A 20662-nucleotide genomic window follows, 5' to 3' on the forward strand; every position below is an offset into this window, starting at 1 on the left:
CTACCGCTAGGGGCAGACTCTATCCTGTGCGCTTCATTTCAGGAGTACACACAATGAGCAAACGAATGCTCGTGATTCTGGGGCACCCCTCCACCGACAGTTTTTGCGGGGCATTGAGCGAGACCTATGTGCAGGCGGCCAAAGACGCCGGGCATGACGTCCGCCTGCTACGCCTGGATGCGCTGGATTTCGACCCCGTGCTGCACGAGGGCTACAACAAGGTGCAGCCACTGGAGCCGGATCTGCTGCAAGCCCAGGCCGATATCACCTGGGCCGAGCACCTGACGTTTGTCTATCCGATCTGGTGGGGCGGGATTCCGGCGTTGCTGAAGGGCTTCCTCGACCGGATTTTTCTGCCCGGATTCGCCTTCAAGTACCGTGAGGGCAAAGCCTTTCCGGACAAGCTGCTCAAGGGACGCACTGCACACCTGCTGGTGACCATGGACACGCCGCCCTGGTATTACAAGTGGATCTATCGCATGCCGGGGCTGCACCAGATGCGCAAGACCACCCTGGAATTCTGCGGGATCAAACCCCTGAAAACCCTGACGTTCGGACCGATCCTGGGCTCCAAACCCGGCCAGCGCGATATCTGGCTCGAACAGGCCCGGGCAATCGCCGCCAGCTGACGTTGCCTGTCTGAACCACTGACGGCGCAGTCGCCGCCGTCAGTCCGCCACCGGGCTGCCGTCACAGGCCCGTCCGTCGCCTGTGCGCGTCATTTACGCACAGTTGCAATACCTCGATGATATTCGACATATAATCGCCCCTCGATCTGGCATGACGCCTGATCGCGCTACGCCCTGTTTGATCATCGAGACGGACCTTTATGTACATTGGCAAAGCCGCCCAGCTGTCGGGCACCACAGTCAAAAGCATTCGCCATTACGAAGAAATCGGCCTGTTGCCCGAGCCCAAGCGTGAAGGCAAATACCGCATCTACAGCCAGCAAAGCGTTGAAGTGTTGACGTTCATCAAGTGCGCCCAGCAACTGGGCTTCAAGCTCAAAGAGCTGCAGGTGATCCTCAACAACTACCGCGGCGACGAGTTTCCCTGGGACATGGCGCAACGTGCGATTGCCGAAAAAAAAGCCGAACTGGTGTCCCAGATCGGCGATTTGCAGCAATTGCACGACGGCCTTGAAGCGTTTGAGAACAACCTCAACGATGCCCGCCAGGAATGTCAGTTCGAGCGCATTGCCCGCTATGGCGAAAAAAACCCGGGCAATACACTGAACTGAAAACCCTGCTGCACCGTATGACCGGGCTCGCCTGCCGCCTCAGGGCCTGCGCACCCGGTCGGCGGCGAATCAGCCCGGCACCGCCTCTGTCTCTGCCTCAGTGCGGGGGGCCTGAACCGGCGCATGCACTGGCGCAATCGCCGCAAAGAACCACGGCGATACCAGCGTCACCAGCACAATGGTCATGACCCCGCTGGAAAACAGCGCCATCGCCACCAGTGCACCGAGGTCGACGATCGGTTTGAAGTCGGAAAACAGCAGCGCCATGAAGCCCACGGAGAAGATCACCACGTTGATCACCGTCGAGCGCCCGACGCTGTGCATCGCCTGCAGAATCGCCGCATCAATTTCGATGCCCTGCTGCACCAGCAGCTTGATGCGCGACAGCAGGTGCACCGCGTAATCGACCACGCCTACCACCAGGAACGTCACCAGCGTCGTGCCGATGTTCAGTTCGATGTTGAACAGGAACATGAAGCCGTAGACCGTCACCGAAGTGGTCAGCAAGGTCAGCATGCCGAGGATCCCGAGGCGCACCGACTTGAGCCAGTACATCATCATCAACGTGACGACCAGCAGCGCCAGGGAAAAGCTCAATACCTGGCCCTGAGTGATTTCCTGCAACACACCGGTCCAGATCAATGGCGTGCCGGCGTGGGTCACCTCGAGGTTGGCGGGTTTGTTGATCAGCAACCAGGCATCGAGCCGATCGAGCATGCCCTGATAGTCGCTGGCGACCGACGAGGTCATGGTGTACAGGGTCAAGGCCTTGGAAAAGTCCGCATTGAGTACGTTGTTCAGGTCGGAGCCGCCACCGTTTTCGAACAGCATCACGTGTTGCTCGATCAGCGAATTGCCCGGCACTTCAAACTGCTCGACCTGCCCGTCATCATTGACCGACGTGACCTTCTCCACGGCATTCGGCACCCGCAGATAATCCGGGTTCATGTCGTTGAGCACCAGGTTCATGCGCTTGACGTAAGTGGCCAGCGAGTAGCCGTAGCTGACGTTCGGCTGCTGCTTGATGAAGTGGTCGAGCTTGTCGATGAACTGCACCACGTCGGTGGTCAGCACCCCGCGCGGCTCCTTGCTGTCGATGGCGATCCAGCCCGGCGCCGTGCCCGCGACCTTCGCGTGGTTGATGAATTGATCGGACACGCGAATGTGGCTCTCAGGCTTGAAGTAGGCAATGCCGGAGTCTTCGATATCGACGCGGAAGGTGAACACCGTGGCCAGCGCCAGCAGCGGCAGCACGACCATCAGGATCGGCTTGCGAAAGCGGATCATCCAGGCGCAGAACGCGACCAGGTAACGCGAGATGATCGATTCCTTGTGCACGTCAGCCTTGGCTTGCGCCGGGTGATCCTTGCCCCACAGCGAGATCCACGCCGGAATCAGCAACAGCGAAATGATCAACGCCGCCGTCAGGCCGATGGACATGAACACGCCGAAATTGCGAATGCTGACAATGTTGTTGGTGGTGGAAATCATAAACGTGGCGATGGTCGTCACCGTCGTCAACACCACCGGCACCACCATCAGGCGCTGGGTTTCACGGTTGGCTTCGCGGTTGCTCTTGCCGGCGTTTTTCTGCTCGTAATATTCGGCCATCACATGGATCGCGTCCGAGCAGCAAATGGTGAACAGGAACACCGGCAGCACACTGGTCAGCAGGTCGAACGGCACCCGCAACAGCGCCATCAGCCCGAGGGTCCAGATGGTGCAGAACAGAATATTGAACAGCGGCAACAGCACGCCCAGCGGTTTGCGGAAGAAGAAAGTCAGCAACAGGGTGATCAGCAAAAACACGATCGGGAACAGCACGGCCAGGTCGTGGTCGATGATTTCCTGCTGCGCGGCGATGAAGATCGGCATGCCGGCAATGAAAATTTCGTCCTTGTACTCCGGATGATCGGCCTGATATTGCGCAACGATGCCGCGCACGATCTGATAGGCGCGCAGTTGCGCCTGGGCATCGTCCTGCTTGGTGCCGAGTTCGGCCACCAGCATCGCGACTTTCTTGTCCTTGGACACCACCCCGTCGACCATCAATTCGTTGCCCATGATCTGCGACTCGACCACGGCCGGGTCCATGTCATAGGCATTGAGAGTCTTGTGGATCAACAGCTCGCCGTCGTCGGTCAGGACGATGTTTTCCAGGTCGCCCATCGAGGCCATTTCGCGGATCGGGTTGATCCGCTCGGCGAGAAAGGTCAGGAACAGCTGATCGTGCGAGTCCCAGTTCTGGCTCTGCGCATGGTCACGCAAAGCCTTGGCCTGGGCATAGTCGTTCTGGGAAAAGCCGCCCTCCAGGATGTCCCGGGTCAACAACTGCGCGCGGCTGTCATTCGGGTACTTGCCGACGATTTGCGCCAGTTGCTCCTTGTCGGCATCGTTGGCCAGAATCATCTTGCGCACTGACTGCGACATCGAAAACAGCGCGTTGAGCGTCTGCTTGTTGAACACCGTCTGCGGGTTGTTCAGCGCCACCATCACCGAGTCGAAGGTGCCGGTGAACTCACCCTGCAAGTCGATGATGGTCTTGCGCGCCGGGTGGCTTTCCTTGAGCAGATAAGGGTTGGTGTCGGAGACCAGCGCGCCCAGCGTATAGGTGAAATACGCGGTAATCGCCACCAGCAGGAAAACAATCGCCCGCGCATAACGCTCGACGAAATTCAGATATCTTTCCATGATCATGCGGTTCCAGGTCGTCGGGGTCGGCGCTTAGCGGGCAGACACGGCAAATTCCGGCAAGTCACCGGATTTCAGGCCGCGCTTGATCGCGGTCTGGGTAAACAGGCGGTCTTCCAGCGGGACGTTGTACTGCAACTGGTTGAAGCGCATTTCCGAGCGCGTGCCGTCGATGAAGTGTTCGGTTTCACTGAGCACGATGCTGTCGATCGAGTCGATGGTCGCGACTTTCTGCGTGCGCATCTGCTTGATCAACACGCCTTTGACGTCGAAAAAGTCCTGGCGCATGACCAGGAAGTTCTGCTTGTCGATCCACACCTTCAGCTTGTTGTAGCCGGTCTTGGCCAGCACTTCAGGGGATGCCGGTTCGCGCTCGATCACGTAGCAGTCGCGGCCCTTGATCTGCTCTTCGCCGACGAGCTTCTGCGAGTAATCCTTGACGCGGATCTTGTCCAGGTCGGCATACGAATACTCACTGCCCATGAACGAGCCGCGCTTGTCGGTGGTGGAGATGCGGCGGGTCTGGCGGCTGACCGGCAGGTACATCCACTGGCTGTCTTCCAGGCCCAGGGTTTCGTGGGGGTTCTCGATGTGGAAGGCAACGTCACGCACGTCGGTCGGCGCGGAAAAGTACATGCTGAATTTGTCGCTGTCCGGGTAGTCCTTTTGCAGGTAAGTGAACTCGCGAACCCGGGTATTGCCCTTCTTGTCATGCAGGATCAACGAGACCTGGGACATGAAGCTGTTACCGTCGTTGCGATCACGCACCTGACGGATGATGTCATCGGCATTGCCGGCTTCGGCGGCACTGGCGCAGGCGCTGCCCAGAATCAATGCGGCGGTGGTCAGACTTTTCAAAAACGGCAACATAAGAACTTCCCTTTTCATCGGATGAATGCGTGGGCGCCTGCACCAGCGTGGCGACAGGCGCAATGGGGTTAAAACAGATAGCCGGCCGACAGGCGCAGCTGGTCGTGCTTGCGGTACTCGCCGAAAGACCGCTCAGGTTTGCCGAAGAACACGTCCACTTCCAGGCCGAGCTTGATGTAGTCCACCGGTTTGTAGGTGAAGATGCCTTGCAGCAATGCGTTGTCCTGAAACGGTGGCGAGGCGGCGGCCACCAGACGACTCTTGAGACGGTCCTGCCAATGGGTGCCTTCGGCCGACAGGGTGAACAGCGGTTCGCGCTTGTCCTGCAACATGCCGTCCTGCCAGTCGAGCAGCACTTGTTCCTGCCACTGCGCGGAAATCAACCAGTCGCGCAACAGGTAATCGACCCCCAGCAATGACTTGACCATCGGCGTGCTGTCGGCACCGTAGGCACGCGTCGGATTGGTCACGCGCCAGTTGTCGAAATACGCCACCTCGCTGCGCACCACGATGCTGTGCCCGGCGTCGATCGCCAGCCCGGCACCGCCCATGGTGTAACGGGGAAACTGCCGTTCCAGCCGAGTGCGACCGTCGTCGGCGAGGCCTTCGACCGCGTACACCGGGTCCTGCTGACGCGCGCTCAAGGCGACAAAACTGGTGTCTACCGCGCCGATCCGGCCGTTGGCGCTCAGGCCATAGGAATAACCCTTGTCACCGTCATAGCCAGGTTTGGAATCGAGCAGGAAATATTGCGGGTCCGGCGCGGCAAACAGTGGCGCGGCAAACTCACTGCCGGCCACCGGCGGCTGGTTTTTCACAAAATCGGTGATCCACAGCGCTTCCAGTTCCCACTCGCCCACCGGTTGCGCAAACCGCACCATCGGCACGGCGATGCGGCTGTCTTCGAGCAGCGGGGTCAGGCCGTCGCGGTAGTCCAGCGGGTTGATCTGGTCGAGCACGCGCAACTCATCGGCACGCCCCCAGACCACTTGCTGCCAACCGACCGTCACCTCGCCATCGCCCAGTGCATGGCCCACATACAAGTGCCGCCAATCGGCATCGAAACGGTATTTGTCCCGCGCCCGCTCGCTGTACGGTTGGTTGCCGTCGTAGCGCGCGTCATACCGCACGCGGCCCTTGGCCTTGTAGTAACCGCCGTCCCAGTTGTCTTCCAGGTTGGCTTTGAAATACACGGCTTTCTGCGTGACCTGATCGTCACCGTGCAGGCGCACGGCCGTGGCCACGCCGACTTCACCGTCGGCGTAATCCGGCTTGAGATCATCGACGGTGAATTCGGCCATCGCGGCGGGCGCGGCCAGGCACGTCCACACGGCACAGGCGAGGTGGCTGATGTGAAATCGAGGCATCGTTACATTCCCAACCCGACACCGCCATCAATCACCAGGCTCTGGGCAGTCACCCCACCAGCCTCGGGACTGGCCAGGTAACGCACCATCGCCGCCACTTCTTCGCTCTGGATGAAACGGCGCATCGGCAGTTTCTTCTTCGCGTTGCGCACGATCTGTTCCTGGGTCAAACCGGCAATCGCCGCTTGCGTCGCCAGTTCACCCTGCAACATCGGCGTATCGATCCAGGCCGGCAGAATCGCGTTGACGGTGATCTGACGCGACGCCAGGTCCAGCGCCAGCGCCTTGGTCATGCCGACGATGCCGTGCTTGGACGCACAGTACGCGGTGTTGCGCACCTTGCCGGCCCGGCCGAGGATCGACGACATGTTGATGATCCGGCCCCGATCGGGCATCAGCGCCAGACACAACGAGGTCACGTAGAACGTGCCGTTGAGGTTGACCGAAATCACCTTGTGCCAGTTGTGCAAATCCTCCGGCTCGTTCTCGTTGCAGATACCGGCGCTGTTGACCAGCACATCAACGTATTCGACTTGCGAACCGAGGGTCTTGAAGAACGCCTCCATCGCCGGCAGGTCGGCAATGTTCGCCGCGTGGGTTTCGACCCGTGCCTTGATCTGCGCGTGTTGTTCGTCGACCCAGCGCTGCAGTTCCGGCAGATCGAGATCCAGCAGGATCAGACGATTGTCGGCCTCGGTGGCGAAATTCTCCGCCACCGCGCGGCCGATGCCCTTGGCGGCACCGGTAATCAGAATGGTCCGGCTCATGGCATTTTCAGCCCGCCGTTGACCGGCAGGACCTCCCCGGTCAGGTACAAACCGCGATCAGCGAGGTACAGCACCGCTTCGGCAATTTCTTCAGGTTCGGCGTAGCGTTTGATCAGCAGGCGCGACTGGATTTCTTCCTCCTGACTGCCGATCAGCGCCGTGCTCATCTCGGTCTTGACGATGCCCGGCGCTACCGCATTGACGCGAATGTTGCGCGGCGCCAATTCCACAGCCAGGGCACGAGTCAGCGACTCGACCCCGCCCTTGGCCGCGGCATAATTGCTTTGGCCCTTGCCGGGTTTTTGCGCCGCCACCGAACTGATATTGACGATGCAGCCACTGCGCTGGCGCATCATGCCCGGAACCACCTGCTGACAGCACAGCAGGGTGCCGATCAGGTTGGTCTGGATCACCTCGACGATGTCGCGGGCCGACATCGTCGCGAGCAAGCCGTCACGGGTAATGCCGGCGTTGTTGACCAACAGATCGACACGCTGGAAATGCTGGTCGACCCGTTCGAAAAACGCCTTGATGCTCTCGCCGTTACCGACGTCGCATTGCAGCGCCAGGCAGTCGATGCCCGACGCCTGCACTTCATCGCGCAAGGCCATCGCCGCCACTTCATCGCGCACGTAACTGAACGCGATCTGATAACCCGCACGGGCGAGGGTCAGGACAATCGCCCGACCGATGCCGCGACTGCCACCGGTCACCACTGCTACTTTATTCGGCATGACCGTTCCTTAAAGCGAGTTGTCGGTTTTGAACTGGGCGAGGCTGAAGCCGTGGGTCGCGGCCAGTGCACGAATCTGCTGCACTTGCTCGCGGCTGATATCGCCGTAGGAGTAGTGCTGCTTCATTCCGGACAGGCCCATCAACACCGACTCGGCCATGCACGCATACAGCTGACCTTGCTTGAGGTAGGCGCGGACGTTTTTCTCCAGGCCATCGCCCAGTGGCGTCTGCACGATGCCGCCATGCATGTAGAGCACGTCGGCGCGCTGGCTGGCGAGGTTCTGGTCAACGTTCAGCGGCACGGCGATGTCGCAGATCACGCTGTTTTCGGCGAAGTGCTCGGCAAAGAGAAACGGCTGCGGTGCGTTCGCCGCGCAGAGCACGATGCGCGCTTGCTTCAACACCTCAAGATCGTTGCTGACCGTGATAAAGGCGTTGGCGCCCAGGCGTTCTTCAACCAGCTTCGCCACGCGTTGACCGAGGTCGGCACTGTTGCCATGGACCTGCAGCAGCGCTTCGATACCGTCGATTTGCTGCAAGCGCCGGGCGAGACGATCGTGTTCGGCGACACCCTTGAGGATCGCCCGGGCGGCTTCGGCGTAGATCTGTTGAGCGGTTTTCTCCAGACGGCGCAGCGAACCGTCGCGACCGCTGCCGATAAGGATCAGGTGCTCGACACTGGTCGACAACAACGAGGCATAGGTCGAAGCGATGTTGCCGGCAGCGCCGACTACCGCTGCAGTCTGCTCGCCCAGCTCAAGGCCCTGTTGCTTGCAGCCCTGTTCGATGGCTTCCAGGCCCATGCCGATGGTCAGTGCATTGCCGGAAGTCAGCGCCATGTCAGGAATCTGCAGCGCCTGGCAGTTGTTGGTCACGATCGAGGTGTACATGCCCAGACCGGCGACGCTGTAGCCATCGGCGCGGGCATCCTTGATGCGATTTCCAACCTCTTCGCGGATGGTTTGCAGATCACCGCTGGCGATATACGCAGCCATCGCATCGGAGTCCATGCACAGCGGGTACAAGGTGAACTCCACCGCCGTGCCGAGTTTCGAGCGAATCTGCACCGGGCCGATCGGCGCGGCACGGCGCTCGGGGGCCATGCGTTTGATGAACTCGCGCTTCTGTTCAGCGCTCAGGGTCGACAGCGAAGGATCGACATCGCTGAGCATGTCCGAATCGATCAAATGGTTGATGAACGCCACGCGAGCCACCACGCGCACGTTCTCGTCAGACTTTGGGCGGGTTTCGGTCTCCTTGAAGCTGACCTCGCGCGCTGGCACGTCAGCGATGCTGTCGGCACACACACCGGCGGCCAGCGGGAAGGCATCGCGGCGGCGCAGCATGTCGCAGACTTTTTGCAGGGAAGCGATCAACCCGTCAATTTCCGCAAAGGTGATGCACACCGGCGGTTCCAGACGGATCACATTGGCGTTACTGCCCGACGGCGCCACGCGCAGGGATTCGAATTGCAGCAGGTAGCCGGCGATGATGTAGCCCAGCGCGTCGTTGTACTGCGCCGATGCCTGAACCAGTGAGCTGGTGCCGGTCAGGTCGTGCAGTTCGAAACCCAGCAGCAAGCCGCGGCCGCGCACGTCGGCGATGACGTCCGGATAGGCCGCCTTGAGTTCCAGCAACGAAGATTTGAGGTATTCGCCCTTTTTGTTCACGTCCTTGAGCATCGCGCTGTCGTTCTCAAACAAACGGCGCAGGGCCGACAGGGCGATATGGCAGGACGCATCGTCTTCGGCGAAGGTCGAGCTGTGGATGTAGCTGAAATCGTTTTCGTAGTGGCTGGCGCGGATCACCGTCGCGGCGATTTTCATCAGGCCACCGCCCAGGGCTTTCGACAGGCAGTAGTAATCGCCCTGCAAGTTGAAATGGCTGGCGCCGAGCAAGGTGCCGGTGCGGCCGAAACCCGATTGCACTTCGTCGATGATCAACGGGCACTGCTGCTCGTTGCACAGGCGGCGCAGGCCCAGGTAAAACTCGCCGGCGAACTCGTTGATGCCGCCTTCGCCCTGGATCGGTTCGAGCAGGACTGCGGTGATCGCGCTGAACGCCTCGCGCCGTACCTGCAGGGTTTCACCGCTCCATTCCAGGCTCAGCCAGTGACGGATATGCCGGGCCGGCAGTTCTTGCAATTGCTGCGGCTGCTGCGGGTCGATGAACTCGACGTTGAGACCGAAACGGGCGAACGGCTTGCGGTACTGCTTGCCATAGGTCAACTGAACGGTGTTCACCAGTTTGCCGTGGAAGCTGCCGCGCACAGCCAGGAACACCGGCTCGACATGCAACTGCGCCAGGTTGTGCTGACGCACCGCTTCGGCCACTTGGCGCACGGTGACGCAGGACAGATTCTGCGGCAGCAGGCCCGCAGGCAAATCGAGATCGTCGATGTCCAGTTCGACATAAGCCTTGTCGCTGGCAACCAGATTGGCGAGGGCGAAATCGCGCTCGTCGAATTGCTTCTGCAGGTTTTTCTGACGACGGTATTCGGCGTGCTTGACGGCGATTTCCACCGACTCGGCGCCGCTGTTGGAGAAGGTCGAAATGTAGCGTTCGTTATTGTTCAGCTCACGGTTGAACGCCTCACTGAGTTCGCGCCCCAACTGGCCGGCGGCACCGCGCACCGACATCTGCGCGTTGAACGGCACATCGGCACGCAACAGGCCGCAGAGCTGATCGACGAATTGCGGATCGTTGTGGCCATACAGCGCGGCCCCGTAACCGCCGAGGAAGTCGGTGACGGTCACCTCTGCACCCTGCTTGTCGCGGTAAAACAGTTTGCTGCCGAGCGCACGATGGAACTGGCACTCCAGGCCCAGGGCCTGCATCAGTTCAACGAATTTCGGCCGTACGTAATCGCGATAATCCATGACAGTTATATCCCTTGAGTGAAAAATCAGATGCGCTGCGTTGCGTCCGGACAGTCAGTCGGCCGCGTGAAATTCCAGTTGAAAACAGGCGCTGAAGCCGTTGTCGTCGCGGTTGATGACCAGGCAATCGTGCAGCACGGCATCGCGCGGCTGCGCCATGACAAACGGCAGATGCGGGTCCACCGGTTGCTCAAGACCGATGATCGGCGCGACGCTTTGCGCCTGCAGGGTTTGCCGGGCGAGAATCAGATCCACCAGGCTCGGCGCACCACTGAGAATGCCGGTCAGCGGCGTGCTGCTGGTGATGTGCGCGGCACCGGTTCGCGCCAGTGTGCGGGCCAGGTCGGCGTCCTTTTGCGGGTCACCGGTGGCGCTGCTGATCAGCAGATCAACCTGTTTGTCCGGCAGGTTCAACGAGTCCAGGCGTGGGTGCGCAAAGAGCCCTGTCAGACAGGTCTGCGGCCCGGCCGGCAGGTCATCGGCACGTCGCAGCACCACGGCCGCAGCGCCTTCGCCGACAATGCCGCCGTGTCCCTGGCGATCGAATGCGCGCAGGTGCTGCGAACCGTCGGTGCTGATCACACCGGCCTCGGCCAGGGCAGCCAGCGCCAGCGGATCGAGCTCACTGCCGGCACCCACCACAATCGCCGCATCAATGCGGCCACTGTGCAGCGCCGCGCAGGCTTCGCGCAGTGCCGCCAGATTACCGGCCACGCCTTGCATGTAGGCGTTGCACTCGCACTCCAGTTTCAGCGCCAGACTGACCACGCCGAGCAAACCGTTGCTCAGGCTTTTGAGCACCAGAAACGGATCGAGCGCACGCTCCTGCAACACCCGTTGGGCGAGGCGTCGCATGTCGGCACCGTTCTCGGTCTGACATTCTTGCAGCAGTTCGCCGTAGGACGTCAGCGATGGATGGGTGTAGCCGCCCTGACAGCAATAGAGACCGAAACGCACGTCGCTGGCACCCGGCTCGAGTCCGGCTTGCGCCAACGCCTGACGCACCGCGCTGACACCCCAGATCACCGCCGGCGGGCAGTAACGCTGCAGGTTTTGCGCGACGTCCTGGCGACTGCGTTGGTGCGCCGCATCGCTGACGTGGCCGAATGCGACGACCCGCTCACTGTGCAACAGCGACGATTGCAGGGGCGAGATCGCGCTGCGACCTTCAAGGGCCGCCGACCACAATCGGTCGACGCCCCAACCGCTGGGCAACACACAGCCGCTACCGGCAATGGCGATACGCGCGGTGGCATGAGTCATTGTCCGTGCTCCCGATATTTGCCAAGGGCCAGCGAGGTGTTGAGGCCACCGAATCCGAAGGAATTGCTCAGCGCGTAATCAACCCGACGGCTGACAGCCTGACCGGGGCAATAATCCAGATCGCACTGTTCATCGGCGGTATGCCGGTTCACCGTTGGCGTGATCTGGTCATTCAGGCAGGCCAGCGCAGTGACGATGCATTCCGGCGCACCGGCGGCCGCAATCAGATGGCCGAATTGCGATTTGTTGGCGCTGACCGCCAACGCCCGATAATGCTGCTGTTCGGCGAATACGCTCTTGATCGCCAGGGTTTCGGCAACATCGTTGAGCGGGGTCGAGGTACCGTGGGCATTGATCAGGTCGATCTGCTGTGCGCGCAGGCCGGCGTCGTCCAGCGCGGCCTGCATCGCCAGTGCGGCGCCGCGTCCTTGCGGTTGTGGCGCGGTGACCTTGTAGGCATCCAGGCTGCTGCCGAAACCCAGCACTTCGGCATAGGGCGTCGCGCCACGGGCCAGGGCATGCTCGAGGCTTTCGAGGACGACAAAACCACCGCCCTCACCGGCAATCAAGCCGCTGCGGTCGCGGTCGAACGGCCGGCACAGATCGGCGCCCCAGCGTTGTTCGCCCGAGGCGGCGCCGAGCAGGTACAGCGCGGCCATGGTGTCCAGGTTGAGCACCGAATCGGCACCGCCGGCCAGCGCCACGCTGACTTCGCCACGTCGAATCATCTGAAAGGCATTGCCGATGGCCTGAGAAGCACCGGCGCAGGCACTGCTGATGTTGATCACCGGTCCTTCACACCCCAGATCGTCGGCGATCACACGCGCCAGCCGGTCATTGCTCTGACGCAGCGAACCTTCGGCACTGACCTGGGCCGATCGCGACATCAAATGCTGCCAGCCCGGCACACCGCCCTGCGGCGACTCGGTCAACAGCATGTCGGCGAGCATGTGCTGCGGTGCACCCGAGGCACACAACACCGCCGCGCCGCGCAACTGCTCTGGCTGCAGGCCGCTGTCGCTGACCGCCTGGGTGGCAGCCACCCAGCCAAAGCGGCTGCGCTTTTCCAGGGGCAACGTCCAGGCCGGGTGGTCTTGCAGTTTTTCCGGCATCAGGCGCATGTCGACAGGCGCGGCATAGCGCACGGCAAATGTCCCGTCGTCCACGTCATCGGGTTGCCACGGCCGCACACAATGTTCGGCGCCGAGCATTTTTTCCCAGAGGGTCTGCCATTCGAAACCGAAGCCGGTGACGGCGCCCATTCCGGTGATCACAATCCGTGTCGCACTCATGCGTGCTTCTCCATGGTTTCACTGGCCAACAGCAACGCGCCCCAGTGACCGGCGCGGGTGTGGCTGACAAGCAACGTGTAGCCCGGCGTCGCGGCCGCTTCACGGCTGAGGTGCAACGTCAGGGCGACATCGGTCAACAGGCCGCTGGCGCCCAACTCACCGGTGAAGACCCGCGTGTGGCGCAGGCCGTGCCGGGAGGCTTGGAGCACGCTCATCAATTGAGCGTCATCACCGTTGCCGACGAGGTGCTCGACGTCGCCCAGACGCAGCTTCTCGCGACTCAGGGCCTGTTCGATCACACGTTGACCGACCGCAGCAGCGCGCTGCGGATCGGCGCTGTAGCCGCGGGCAAAACCGGCCACGCGCAGTATCTGTGTCGCGCCCGCAGGCGGGGTCGCGGCCAGCAGCAAAGCCGCTGCGCCTTCACCGAAAACCGGTTCGCCTGCCGGATCGGAGTCCCGCAGGTACAGCGCCGGCGTCAGGTTCGGACTGCTGCTGACCACCAGCGCCGCATCGGCACGGCGTTCGCCGATCTGCTGGCAGGCTTCGATCAGCGCATCGAGCCCGGCGTTGTCCTGAGAACAGAAACCGCCCATCGGCCCATGGCAATTCAGCGCTTCGGCGACGTAAGCCATAACGCTGCTGTTGAGCAGGGTCAGCGCGTGCAGCGGCGGCGTATTGGCCAGCAGTTGCACAAGCTGTTTTTGCGGCTGCTCGATGATCGCTTGCACCGCGTCCCAGCAAGGGCTCGGGGCGTCGACTTCCGGAATGGCCGCCGTCAGGGCGATGCGCGACGCGGGCAATTGCAGTGCCGCCAGCGCTGGCGCCAGCCGCGCGGTGCAATGCAGCAGCCGCAACCCCTGCGGCTCAACGCTGCGCTGGATTTTGCGGTCGAACAGGTCACTGGCCAGACGCGGCGTCGGCAAGGCGAATGCCTGGCGCCGAGGGTCAAAGGCCAGTGGCTGGGCTGCCGGCGGGGTGCCAAGCAAGTCGGCGCATTCGCTGCCGGCCGCGTTCAGCACGGCAGCGGCATTGATATAGATGGCTCGGTTCATGTCATGCCCTCCCCAGAACCAGCGAGCTGTTGATGCCGCCGAAGCCGAACGAATTGGACATCACCACGCTGATCGGCTGCCGCGCCGGTTCGCTCAGGAATTTCAGCGACGGGTATTCGCTACGCTCATGCTGATAGTTCAGGGTTGGCAGCAGCACCCCCTCGCGCAGACTGATCAGCGACAGCACCGCTTCGATCGCACCGCTGCCGGCCAGAGAGTGGCCGATGGCGGACTTGTTCGCGGTGAAGGTCATGAAGTCCTGGCATCCACCGAACAACCGTTGCAGCGCCAGCGCTTCACAACTGTCGTTGGCCTGAGTGGAGGTGCCGTGGGTGTTGACGTGTTGCACGGCACTGCGCAGCAGCCCGGCATCTTCGATTGCAGCTTCCATGCATTCCTCGTATTTGCTGCCGTCGCGGCTACTGGACGTCATCTTCTGGGCCTCGCAGACATTCGCGTAACCCAGCACCCGCCCCAGTGGCGCGGCCTTGCGCCGCTGGGCGTGCGCGGCGGATTCAAGCACGACCATCGCCGAACCTTCGCTGAGTACAAAACCACTGCGGTCCGGCATGAACGGGCGACTTTGCTCACTCGCGGGCAGATCGGCCTGACACAGCGCCCCAAGGCTGTTGAACATGTAATAAGGCAATTCGTTGGCCATCAGTTCGACGGCACCGCAAAGAGCCACGTCGATCTCGCCGCGCTCGATGGCCCGGTAAGCACTGCCGATGGCCATGGTGCCGGCGGCGCAGGCATCGGAGTGAGTGGAGATGTGATCGCGGATACCGAGCCGGTCGGCCAGATGCTGGGTCTGTTGGTCGACCCGCCGCACGAACCTCGCGCTCGACGGGGCCGGGTTGTCCAGCAGCTGATCGAGGTCAACGCGGCCGGCCGGGTCCATGCAACGGCTGACCCGCTGCAAGTCATGGCTGTCGGCACAGTACTTGTTGGCCCCCAGAAACAGGCCGCTGCGACTGTGGGCAAAATCCGCCGGCGTCAGACCGGCATGTTCCAGTGCCTGACGGGCCACGTACTCGGCCAGCACGCTTTGCCGTGGGTGCAGCGCCACGTTGCCGCCGAAACCCGCGCCGATCTGCTGCCACTGCGCGTCGTCGATAAACCCCGCTGCGCTGTTGGCAAAACCCAGCGCCCTGAACCGGGGATGTTCGCGGACACAGGATTGCTTCCGGCAAATCCGCTCGAACAACGTGGCAGCGTCCAGCGCCATGGGCGCAACCAGACCGAACCCGCTCACATAGACTTCTCGTGCCCGCATGAGAACTCCTACACCGTCTCTTTGACGTGAGTGGCGACAAACTGCTCGACCAGTTGACGGGACACTTCGTCACCATCCGCCGGCACCAGACGTGCACTGCACGCACCACAGACCACTTGCTGACGCTCGTTCAGCACGGCCTGGTGAGCGCCGCAATCCGGGCAGGTGGCCGGCAGGTAGTTGAAGAGGTTGCGGCACTGGTTGGCCCAGTTGCGCACGGTGGTCGCGGCGAAGACCTGAGCTGGCTGCATGCCAGCCTTCAGTTGATCCGGGGTGTAGGCACTCAGGCTTTGCTCGAGCAGGGCCTTGCCGCTTTCGGTGATACGGCCGCTGGCGAGAAATTCGCTGGCGTCGCCGCACACCGCCACGGCGTGGTCCAGTACGCTGGTTTTTGGCAGCGTGCAGCCGTACTGGCGGCCCAGCTGGAAACTCAGGTCGACGATGTCGAGCGAGTCGGCACCGAGGTCTTCGACGATACTGCTGTGTTCATCAATTTCATCGGCGCCCATCACCAACAGCTGAGCGAGGATTTCGCGAGTGCTGGCAATGACATGTTCCAAGTCCAATGGATTGTTCATTTCTATCTCCCTATATGTCGTGACTACTTCATGATTTCGGCTTATGAGAAGTAACTTTTCCCACAGCAACTTCTTACGCGGCGGCAATCTAAACTCTGCCCTTAAGGGGAGAGTCAACGAACTATTCAAGGTTTTTTTACAACTTGGGAAAAGCGTACGAAGTCCCGCAACCACCGCGCCCCATTGGTGCAGAGCAGCATGACGAGCGACATATTTACTTAACAAAGACGGGGTATGGTGAAGCGCCCGCGCCCTCATGCGAAAGAAGTCTCGAGAACAACTTAACGAGGTGGCACTGACGTAAGAAAAGAAAAATACCGGAGAAGTAAATTAGTTATAACTTCATAACCTTTGTCCTGGATCAATACTGCTGTTAATTGAGTTCACAGGAAGGTTTATTCAGGTTGTGAGTAAACCTGAGGCAGCGTTTATGGATAACTGAATGTCGAGCACAGACATCTGACATAGAGCGTGGCGCTATACGGTGCTGCTTCCGTTTCATCGCCTTGTCTGGAGCCGACACATGACCGCCCCCATCACCGTTCTGCGCGACACCCACCCGCTGCCGGTACTCGATGCCTGCAAATGGGAAAAACTCGAAGGCGACCCACACACCGTCAACCTCAACGCCTACACCAGCGAAGACGGCAGCAAGATCATGGGCACCTGGATTTGCACACCGGGCAAGTGGCGCGTCGATTACGTGAAGTGGGAGTACTGCCATTTCCAGGAAGGCTACTGCGTGATCACCCCGGATGGCATGGCGCCGATCCACTTGCGTGCTGGCGACATCTTTGTGGTAGAGCCGGGGATGAAAGGCACGTGGGAAGTGGTCGAGACCGTGCGCAAGTATTTCGTGTTCGCCTGATGCAAAAAAGCCGGGAGATCACCCGACGTGATTTCCCGGCAACACCTGCTGCATTCTGACTGCCTGGCCTTGTGGACGCTGTGGCAATAGAGAACCTGTGGCGAGGGGATTTATCCCCGCTCGGCTGCGCAGCAGTCGCCAAACCTGAATAGCCGATTTGACTGACAGTACGCAGGGGATCGCCTTGCGACCCAGCGGGGATAAATCCCCTCGCCACAAAGCGCCCTCACCACCAAAGCCGCGGCAAACTATTGCGGTTTACGATAGCTGTTAATGATCGCCGAGAAGTCCTTGCCGCCCTCGCCGCGCTGACTCATCGCCTGATACAACTGCTGCGCCACCGCGCCGAGCATGACCGGTTGGTGCGCCTGACGCGCCGCTTCGGTCGCCAGCCCCAGATCCTTGAGCATCAACTCGGCACCAAACCCACCGGTATACCCGCGCGAGGCCGGTGCCGTTTCGACGATGCCCGGCCAAGGGTTGTACATTTCCGAACTCCAGCAACGCCCGGTCGAGCTGTTGATGATCCCGGCCAGCACCGAGGTGTCGATCCCCAGTGCATCGCCCAGCGCCATCGCTTCACTGACGCCGACCATCGAGATCGCCAGCAGCAGGTTGTTGCAGATCTTGGCGATTTGCCCGGTGCCGACTTCACCGCAATGCACAATGTTGCGACCCATCTGCGCCAGCACCGGTTGCAGGGTGGCGAACAGCTCCGGCGTGGCGCCGACCATAAAGGTCAGCGTGCCAGCCGTCGCCCCACCGGTGCCGCCGGAGACCGGCGCGTCAGCCATTGCCACGCCTTGTTTGGCTGCGGCAGCGGCGACATCGCGGGCGGTCTGCGGATCAATGGTGCTGCAATCCACCGCCGGTACGCCTTTGCCGATACCGGCAAGCACACCATCCTCACCGAGCCAGACGCTGCGTACATGCACAGCGGCCGGCAGCATGGTGATCACCAGTTCGGCATCCTCGGCGGCTTCCCGCGCCGAAGCGCGAATGCTGCCGCCCAGTTGTTCAAGTTCCGCCAGCACGGTCTTGTTCAGGTCGACCAGGTTCAGCGAGTGGCCGGCCTTGATCAGGTTGCGCGCCATCGGCGCGCCCATGTTGCCCAGCCCGATAAATGCGATTTTCATGGCCAGTCCTCAGCGCAGGTTGATGGTGGTGTTGACGCCGTCGTTGACGCTGTCGTCATCGAACCAGCGCGCCGTGACCGTTTTGGTCTGGGTGTAGAACTGCACCACTTGCTTGCCGTACGGGCCAAGGTCGCCAAGTTTCGAACCGCGCGAACCGGTGAAACTGAAGAATGGCACCGGCACTGGAATCGGGATGTTGATGCCGACCTGGCCGACGTCGATTTCACTCTGGAATTTGCGCGCCGCTGCACCGCTCTGGGTGAACAGACCCGTGCCGTTGCCGAACGGGTTGGCGTTGACCAGCGCGATGGCCTGATCGAGGGTGTCGACTTCCAGCACCACCAGTACCGGACCGAAGATTTCCTGGGTGTAGATCTGCATGTCAGTCTTCACCCCCGAGAACAGGGTCGGGCCGACAAAGTTGCCTTGCTCGTAGCCCGGCACCTTGATGTCGCGACCGTCCAGTTCCAGCTTGGCGCCTTCCTTGATGCCGCTTTCGATCAGCTCGAGAATCCGCGCCTTGGCTTTCTTCGAGATCACCGGGCCGACATCGGTGCCCGGCTCACTGCCGGCGTTGACCTTGAGTTTCTGCGCCAGCGCTTTCAGGTCCGGCAGCCATTGTTTCGCCGCACCGACCAGCACCACCACCGAGGTGGCCATGCAACGTTGCCCGGCCGCACCGAAACCGGCGCCGACCAGCGCATTCAGCGCTTGTTCGCGATTGGCATCCGGCAGTACCACGGCGTGGTTCTTCGCGCCCATCATCGACTGCACGCGTTTGCCGTGCTTGCCGGCCAGGTCATAGACGTGGGTACCGACCGCGGTCGAACCGACGAACGATACCGCTTTGATGTCCTTGTGGGTGCACAAGGCATCGACCACATCCTTGCCGCCGTGCACCACATTGAGCACGCCGGCCGGAACGCCGGCCTCGATCGCCAACTCGACCAGCAGCATGGTCGACAGCGGATCCTGTTCCGAAGGTTTCAAGACGAAGGTGTTGCCGCAGGCGATGGCCATCGGGAACATCCACAGCGGAATCATCGCCGGGAAGTTGAACGGGGTGATGCCGGCGCACACGCCGATTGGCTGACGCAAGGTGTAGGTATCGACGCCGCCGGCAACGTTTTCGGCGAACTCGCCCATTTGCAGGGTGCCGATGGAGCACGCATGCTCGACCACTTCCAGGCCTCGGAAAATATCACCCTCGGCATCGGCAATGGTCTTGCCCTGCTCGGCACTCAGGACGACGGCGATGCGTTTGGAATGCTCACGAATCAGCGCCTGCAGCTTGAGCATGATGCGCATGCGTGCACCGATCGGCGTCAGTTTCCAGGTCTGGAACGCGCGGTGTGCGGCACTGATGGCGGCATCGACTTCAGCCGCGGTGGCGAACGGCACTTTGGCCAGCACTTGCTGGGTCGCCGGGTTGACGATGTCGTGCCACTCGGTGGTCTGCGATTCGACCCACTCGCCGTCGATCAGCAGCTTGACCTTCTGGACCGTGGTTTCATTGGGCGTAAGCGATGCGTTCATGCTGGTCTCCGAAACTTGTTTTTATCGTAGGAGCCAAGGCGAAAGGTTCGCCTTGAGATGAGGCGTGTGTCACGAATTGGTTGTCGGACTGTTTTTGGAGTATAGATGTGCAAACTTCTAATAAGAACGCACATATAAGCCCGTCCATCATGCAAAAAAACATCACCTCACTCGGTTCCCTGAATTGGGACGACCTCAAGTTTTTCCTCGAAGTCGCCCGCACCCGCAAGGCCAGCACTGCGGCCAAGCGCCTGGCGGTCGACTACACCACGGTGTCGCGGCGCATCAGTTCGCTGGAAGCCGCATTGGGTACGCTGCTGTTCGAAAAATCGCGCACCAGCGGTTTTGTGCTGACCGCCGAAGGCCAGCGGCTGCTGGGGTATGCCGAGTCGATTGAAAGCACGCTGCACATGGCCTGCGAGCAGGTGTCCGGTTCCGGCGTGGCGCTGTCGGGGCACGTACGCATGGGCTGCACCGAAGGTTTCGGCAGCTTTTTCATCACCCCGCAGCTGAGCCACTTCGTCGACGCCTACCCGGCGATCTCGGTGGACATCCTGCCGCTGCCGCACTTCATCAGCCTGTCCAAACGCGAAGCCGACATCGTCATCGCCCTGGAGCGCCCGGAGCACGGGCCGTACGTGTGCTGCAAACTCTGCGACTACCGCTTGCAGCTCTATGCAACCCAGGACTACCTCGACAAACATCCACCGATCCGCCGCCCGGCAGACTTGGGCAAGCATCAATTCATCAGTTATGTGGATGACCTGGCGTTCAGCTCGGAGCTGCTGTACCTGGCAAATGTGCTGCCCGGCGCCAGCGCACATCTGCGCAGCACCAGCGTGATCGCGCAATTCGTCGCGGCGCAGCAAGGGCGTTCACTGGCGATTCTGCCGTGCTTCCTCGCCGCGCAGGATCCACGCCTGTTGCCGGTGCTGCCCGAAGAGATCGACATCACCCGGCAGTTCTGGATGTACTGCCGGGAGGACCTGCGCAAGTTGAAACGGATCACCTTGTTGTGGGACTACATCCGTGAGGTGACCGAGCGTAATCAGGGTCTGCTGATGGGACAGACCCGCGACATGCAGTTCGCTGACTAAAAACTTTCAAGG

17 protein-coding genes are annotated in these 20662 nt (G+C 61.3%); 4 read left to right on the forward strand and 13 right to left on the reverse strand.

Going from position 1 to position 20662, the window contains the following annotated elements; genetic code table 11:
* The first annotated feature begins 53 nt into the window (after positions 1–53).
* Together K5Y35_RS03810 and K5Y35_RS03815 are read left to right on the forward strand one after the other, a co-directional pair.
* Positions 54–629 (forward strand): NAD(P)H-dependent oxidoreductase, encoded by a 576-nt coding sequence (locus K5Y35_RS03810; protein WP_222833704.1) that lies wholly within the window; start codon positions 54–56, stop codon positions 627–629.
* Between the two features lie 200 nt (positions 630–829).
* The gene (locus K5Y35_RS03815) at positions 830–1240 is read left to right on the forward strand and encodes a MerR family transcriptional regulator (protein WP_123464430.1); all 411 of its coding nucleotides are present in this window, start codon (positions 830–832) and stop codon (positions 1238–1240) included.
* Positions 1241–1309: 69 nt separating this feature from the next.
* Here the strand turns inward: K5Y35_RS03815 and K5Y35_RS03820 are convergent, their stop codons facing one another.
* From K5Y35_RS03820 to K5Y35_RS03870, 11 genes are all read right to left on the reverse strand, one after another.
* Entirely contained in the window at positions 1310–3931 is a 2622-nt protein-coding gene (locus K5Y35_RS03820) for an efflux RND transporter permease subunit (RefSeq protein ID WP_222833705.1), read from the reverse strand.
* A gap of 33 nt (positions 3932–3964) precedes the next feature.
* The gene (locus K5Y35_RS03825) at positions 3965–4801 is read right to left on the reverse strand and encodes an outer membrane lipoprotein-sorting protein (protein WP_123464428.1); all 837 of its coding nucleotides are present in this window, start codon (positions 4799–4801) and stop codon (positions 3965–3967) included.
* A 68-nt stretch (positions 4802–4869) separates the two neighbouring features.
* Positions 4870–6168 (reverse strand): DUF1302 family protein, encoded by a 1299-nt coding sequence (locus K5Y35_RS03830; RefSeq protein WP_222833706.1) that lies wholly within the window; start codon positions 6166–6168, stop codon positions 4870–4872.
* 2 nt (positions 6169–6170) lie between these two features.
* Positions 6171–6935, reverse strand: coding sequence for an SDR family NAD(P)-dependent oxidoreductase (locus K5Y35_RS03835; protein ID WP_123464424.1), 765 nt, complete (start codon positions 6933–6935; stop codon positions 6171–6173).
* Complete coding sequence (locus K5Y35_RS03840) at positions 6932–7669, reverse strand: 3-oxoacyl-ACP reductase family protein (protein WP_123464422.1); 738 nt, start codon at positions 7667–7669, stop codon at positions 6932–6934. The genes K5Y35_RS03835 and K5Y35_RS03840 overlap by 4 nt, the downstream gene beginning before the upstream one ends.
* Positions 7670–7678: 9 nt before the next feature.
* Positions 7679–10549, reverse strand: coding sequence for an aminotransferase class III-fold pyridoxal phosphate-dependent enzyme (locus K5Y35_RS03845; protein WP_222833707.1), 2871 nt, complete (start codon positions 10547–10549; stop codon positions 7679–7681).
* A 54-nt stretch (positions 10550–10603) separates the two neighbouring features.
* Positions 10604–11812 (reverse strand): beta-ketoacyl synthase N-terminal-like domain-containing protein, encoded by a 1209-nt coding sequence (locus tag K5Y35_RS03850; RefSeq protein ID WP_123464418.1) that lies wholly within the window; start codon positions 11810–11812, stop codon positions 10604–10606.
* On the reverse strand, positions 11809–13104 hold the full coding sequence (locus tag K5Y35_RS03855) for a beta-ketoacyl-[acyl-carrier-protein] synthase family protein (RefSeq protein WP_123464416.1): 1296 nt from the start codon (positions 13102–13104) through the stop codon (positions 11809–11811). The genes K5Y35_RS03850 and K5Y35_RS03855 overlap by 4 nt, the downstream gene beginning before the upstream one ends.
* Positions 13101–14159 (reverse strand): beta-ketoacyl synthase, encoded by a 1059-nt coding sequence (locus K5Y35_RS03860; RefSeq protein ID WP_123464414.1) that lies wholly within the window; start codon positions 14157–14159, stop codon positions 13101–13103. The genes K5Y35_RS03855 and K5Y35_RS03860 overlap by 4 nt, the downstream gene beginning before the upstream one ends.
* A gap of 1 nt (position 14160) precedes the next feature.
* A complete protein-coding gene (locus tag K5Y35_RS03865; RefSeq protein WP_222833708.1) occupies positions 14161–15435 on the reverse strand; it encodes a beta-ketoacyl-[acyl-carrier-protein] synthase family protein in 1275 nt (424 codons plus the stop codon).
* A gap of 8 nt (positions 15436–15443) precedes the next feature.
* Positions 15444–16013, reverse strand: a complete 570-nt coding sequence (locus tag K5Y35_RS03870; protein WP_186746345.1) for an acyl carrier protein — start codon at positions 16011–16013, stop codon at positions 15444–15446.
* 523 nt (positions 16014–16536) lie between these two features.
* Between K5Y35_RS03870 and K5Y35_RS03875 the strand changes: the two genes are divergently transcribed.
* The gene (locus tag K5Y35_RS03875; RefSeq protein WP_003177747.1) at positions 16537–16881 is read left to right on the forward strand and encodes a cupin domain-containing protein; all 345 of its coding nucleotides are present in this window, start codon (positions 16537–16539) and stop codon (positions 16879–16881) included.
* Positions 16882–17129: 248 nt separating this feature from the next.
* Here K5Y35_RS03875 and mmsB read toward each other — a convergent pair whose 3' ends face one another.
* Positions 17130–18017, reverse strand: a complete 888-nt coding sequence (gene mmsB / locus K5Y35_RS03880) for a 3-hydroxyisobutyrate dehydrogenase (RefSeq protein ID WP_128614874.1) — start codon at positions 18015–18017, stop codon at positions 17130–17132.
* A gap of 9 nt (positions 18018–18026) precedes the next feature.
* Positions 18027–19553 (reverse strand): CoA-acylating methylmalonate-semialdehyde dehydrogenase, encoded by a 1527-nt coding sequence (locus K5Y35_RS03885; RefSeq protein WP_123464406.1) that lies wholly within the window; start codon positions 19551–19553, stop codon positions 18027–18029.
* A gap of 149 nt (positions 19554–19702) precedes the next feature.
* Here K5Y35_RS03885 and K5Y35_RS03890 point away from each other — a divergent pair, with 149 nt between their 5' ends.
* Positions 19703–20650 carry a LysR family transcriptional regulator gene (locus tag K5Y35_RS03890; RefSeq protein WP_222833709.1) on the forward strand — a complete coding sequence of 316 codons (948 nt, stop codon included), beginning with the start codon at positions 19703–19705 and terminating at the stop codon, positions 20648–20650.
* Positions 20651–20662: the final 12 nt, after the last annotated feature.

Source organism: Pseudomonas sp. SC3(2021), assembly GCF_019856535.1.
Lineage (GTDB): Bacteria > Pseudomonadota > Gammaproteobacteria > Pseudomonadales > Pseudomonadaceae > Aquipseudomonas > Aquipseudomonas monsensis.

Coding starts and splice junctions, on each gene's coding strand:
- mmsB (WP_128614874.1), bottom strand. CDS start 18,017: ATGAAAATCGCATTTATCGGGCTGGGCAACATGGGCGCGCCGATGGCG.
- K5Y35_RS03885 (WP_123464406.1), bottom strand. CDS start 19,553: ATGAACGCATCGCTTACGCCCAATGAAACCACGGTCCAGAAGGTCAAG.
- K5Y35_RS03820 (WP_222833705.1), bottom strand. CDS start 3,931: ATGGAAAGATATCTGAATTTCGTCGAGCGTTATGCGCGGGCGATTGTT.
- K5Y35_RS03855 (WP_123464416.1), bottom strand. CDS start 13,104: ATGAGTGCGACACGGATTGTGATCACCGGAATGGGCGCCGTCACCGGC.
- K5Y35_RS03890 (WP_222833709.1), top strand. CDS start 19,703: ATGCAAAAAAACATCACCTCACTCGGTTCCCTGAATTGGGACGACCTC.
- K5Y35_RS03815 (WP_123464430.1), top strand. CDS start 830: ATGTACATTGGCAAAGCCGCCCAGCTGTCGGGCACCACAGTCAAAAGC.
- K5Y35_RS03835 (WP_123464424.1), bottom strand. CDS start 6,935: ATGAGCCGGACCATTCTGATTACCGGTGCCGCCAAGGGCATCGGCCGC.
- K5Y35_RS03810 (WP_222833704.1), top strand. CDS start 54: ATGAGCAAACGAATGCTCGTGATTCTGGGGCACCCCTCCACCGACAGT.
- K5Y35_RS03865 (WP_222833708.1), bottom strand. CDS start 15,435: ATGCGGGCACGAGAAGTCTATGTGAGCGGGTTCGGTCTGGTTGCGCCC.
- K5Y35_RS03825 (WP_123464428.1), bottom strand. CDS start 4,801: ATGTTGCCGTTTTTGAAAAGTCTGACCACCGCCGCATTGATTCTGGGC.
- K5Y35_RS03870 (WP_186746345.1), bottom strand. CDS start 16,013: ATGAACAATCCATTGGACTTGGAACATGTCATTGCCAGCACTCGCGAA.
- K5Y35_RS03860 (WP_123464414.1), bottom strand. CDS start 14,159: ATGAACCGAGCCATCTATATCAATGCCGCTGCCGTGCTGAACGCGGCC.
- K5Y35_RS03850 (WP_123464418.1), bottom strand. CDS start 11,812: ATGACTCATGCCACCGCGCGTATCGCCATTGCCGGTAGCGGCTGTGTG.
- K5Y35_RS03830 (WP_222833706.1), bottom strand. CDS start 6,168: ATGCCTCGATTTCACATCAGCCACCTCGCCTGTGCCGTGTGGACGTGC.
- K5Y35_RS03840 (WP_123464422.1), bottom strand. CDS start 7,669: ATGCCGAATAAAGTAGCAGTGGTGACCGGTGGCAGTCGCGGCATCGGT.
- K5Y35_RS03875 (WP_003177747.1), top strand. CDS start 16,537: ATGACCGCCCCCATCACCGTTCTGCGCGACACCCACCCGCTGCCGGTA.
- K5Y35_RS03845 (WP_222833707.1), bottom strand. CDS start 10,549: ATGGATTATCGCGATTACGTACGGCCGAAATTCGTTGAACTGATGCAG.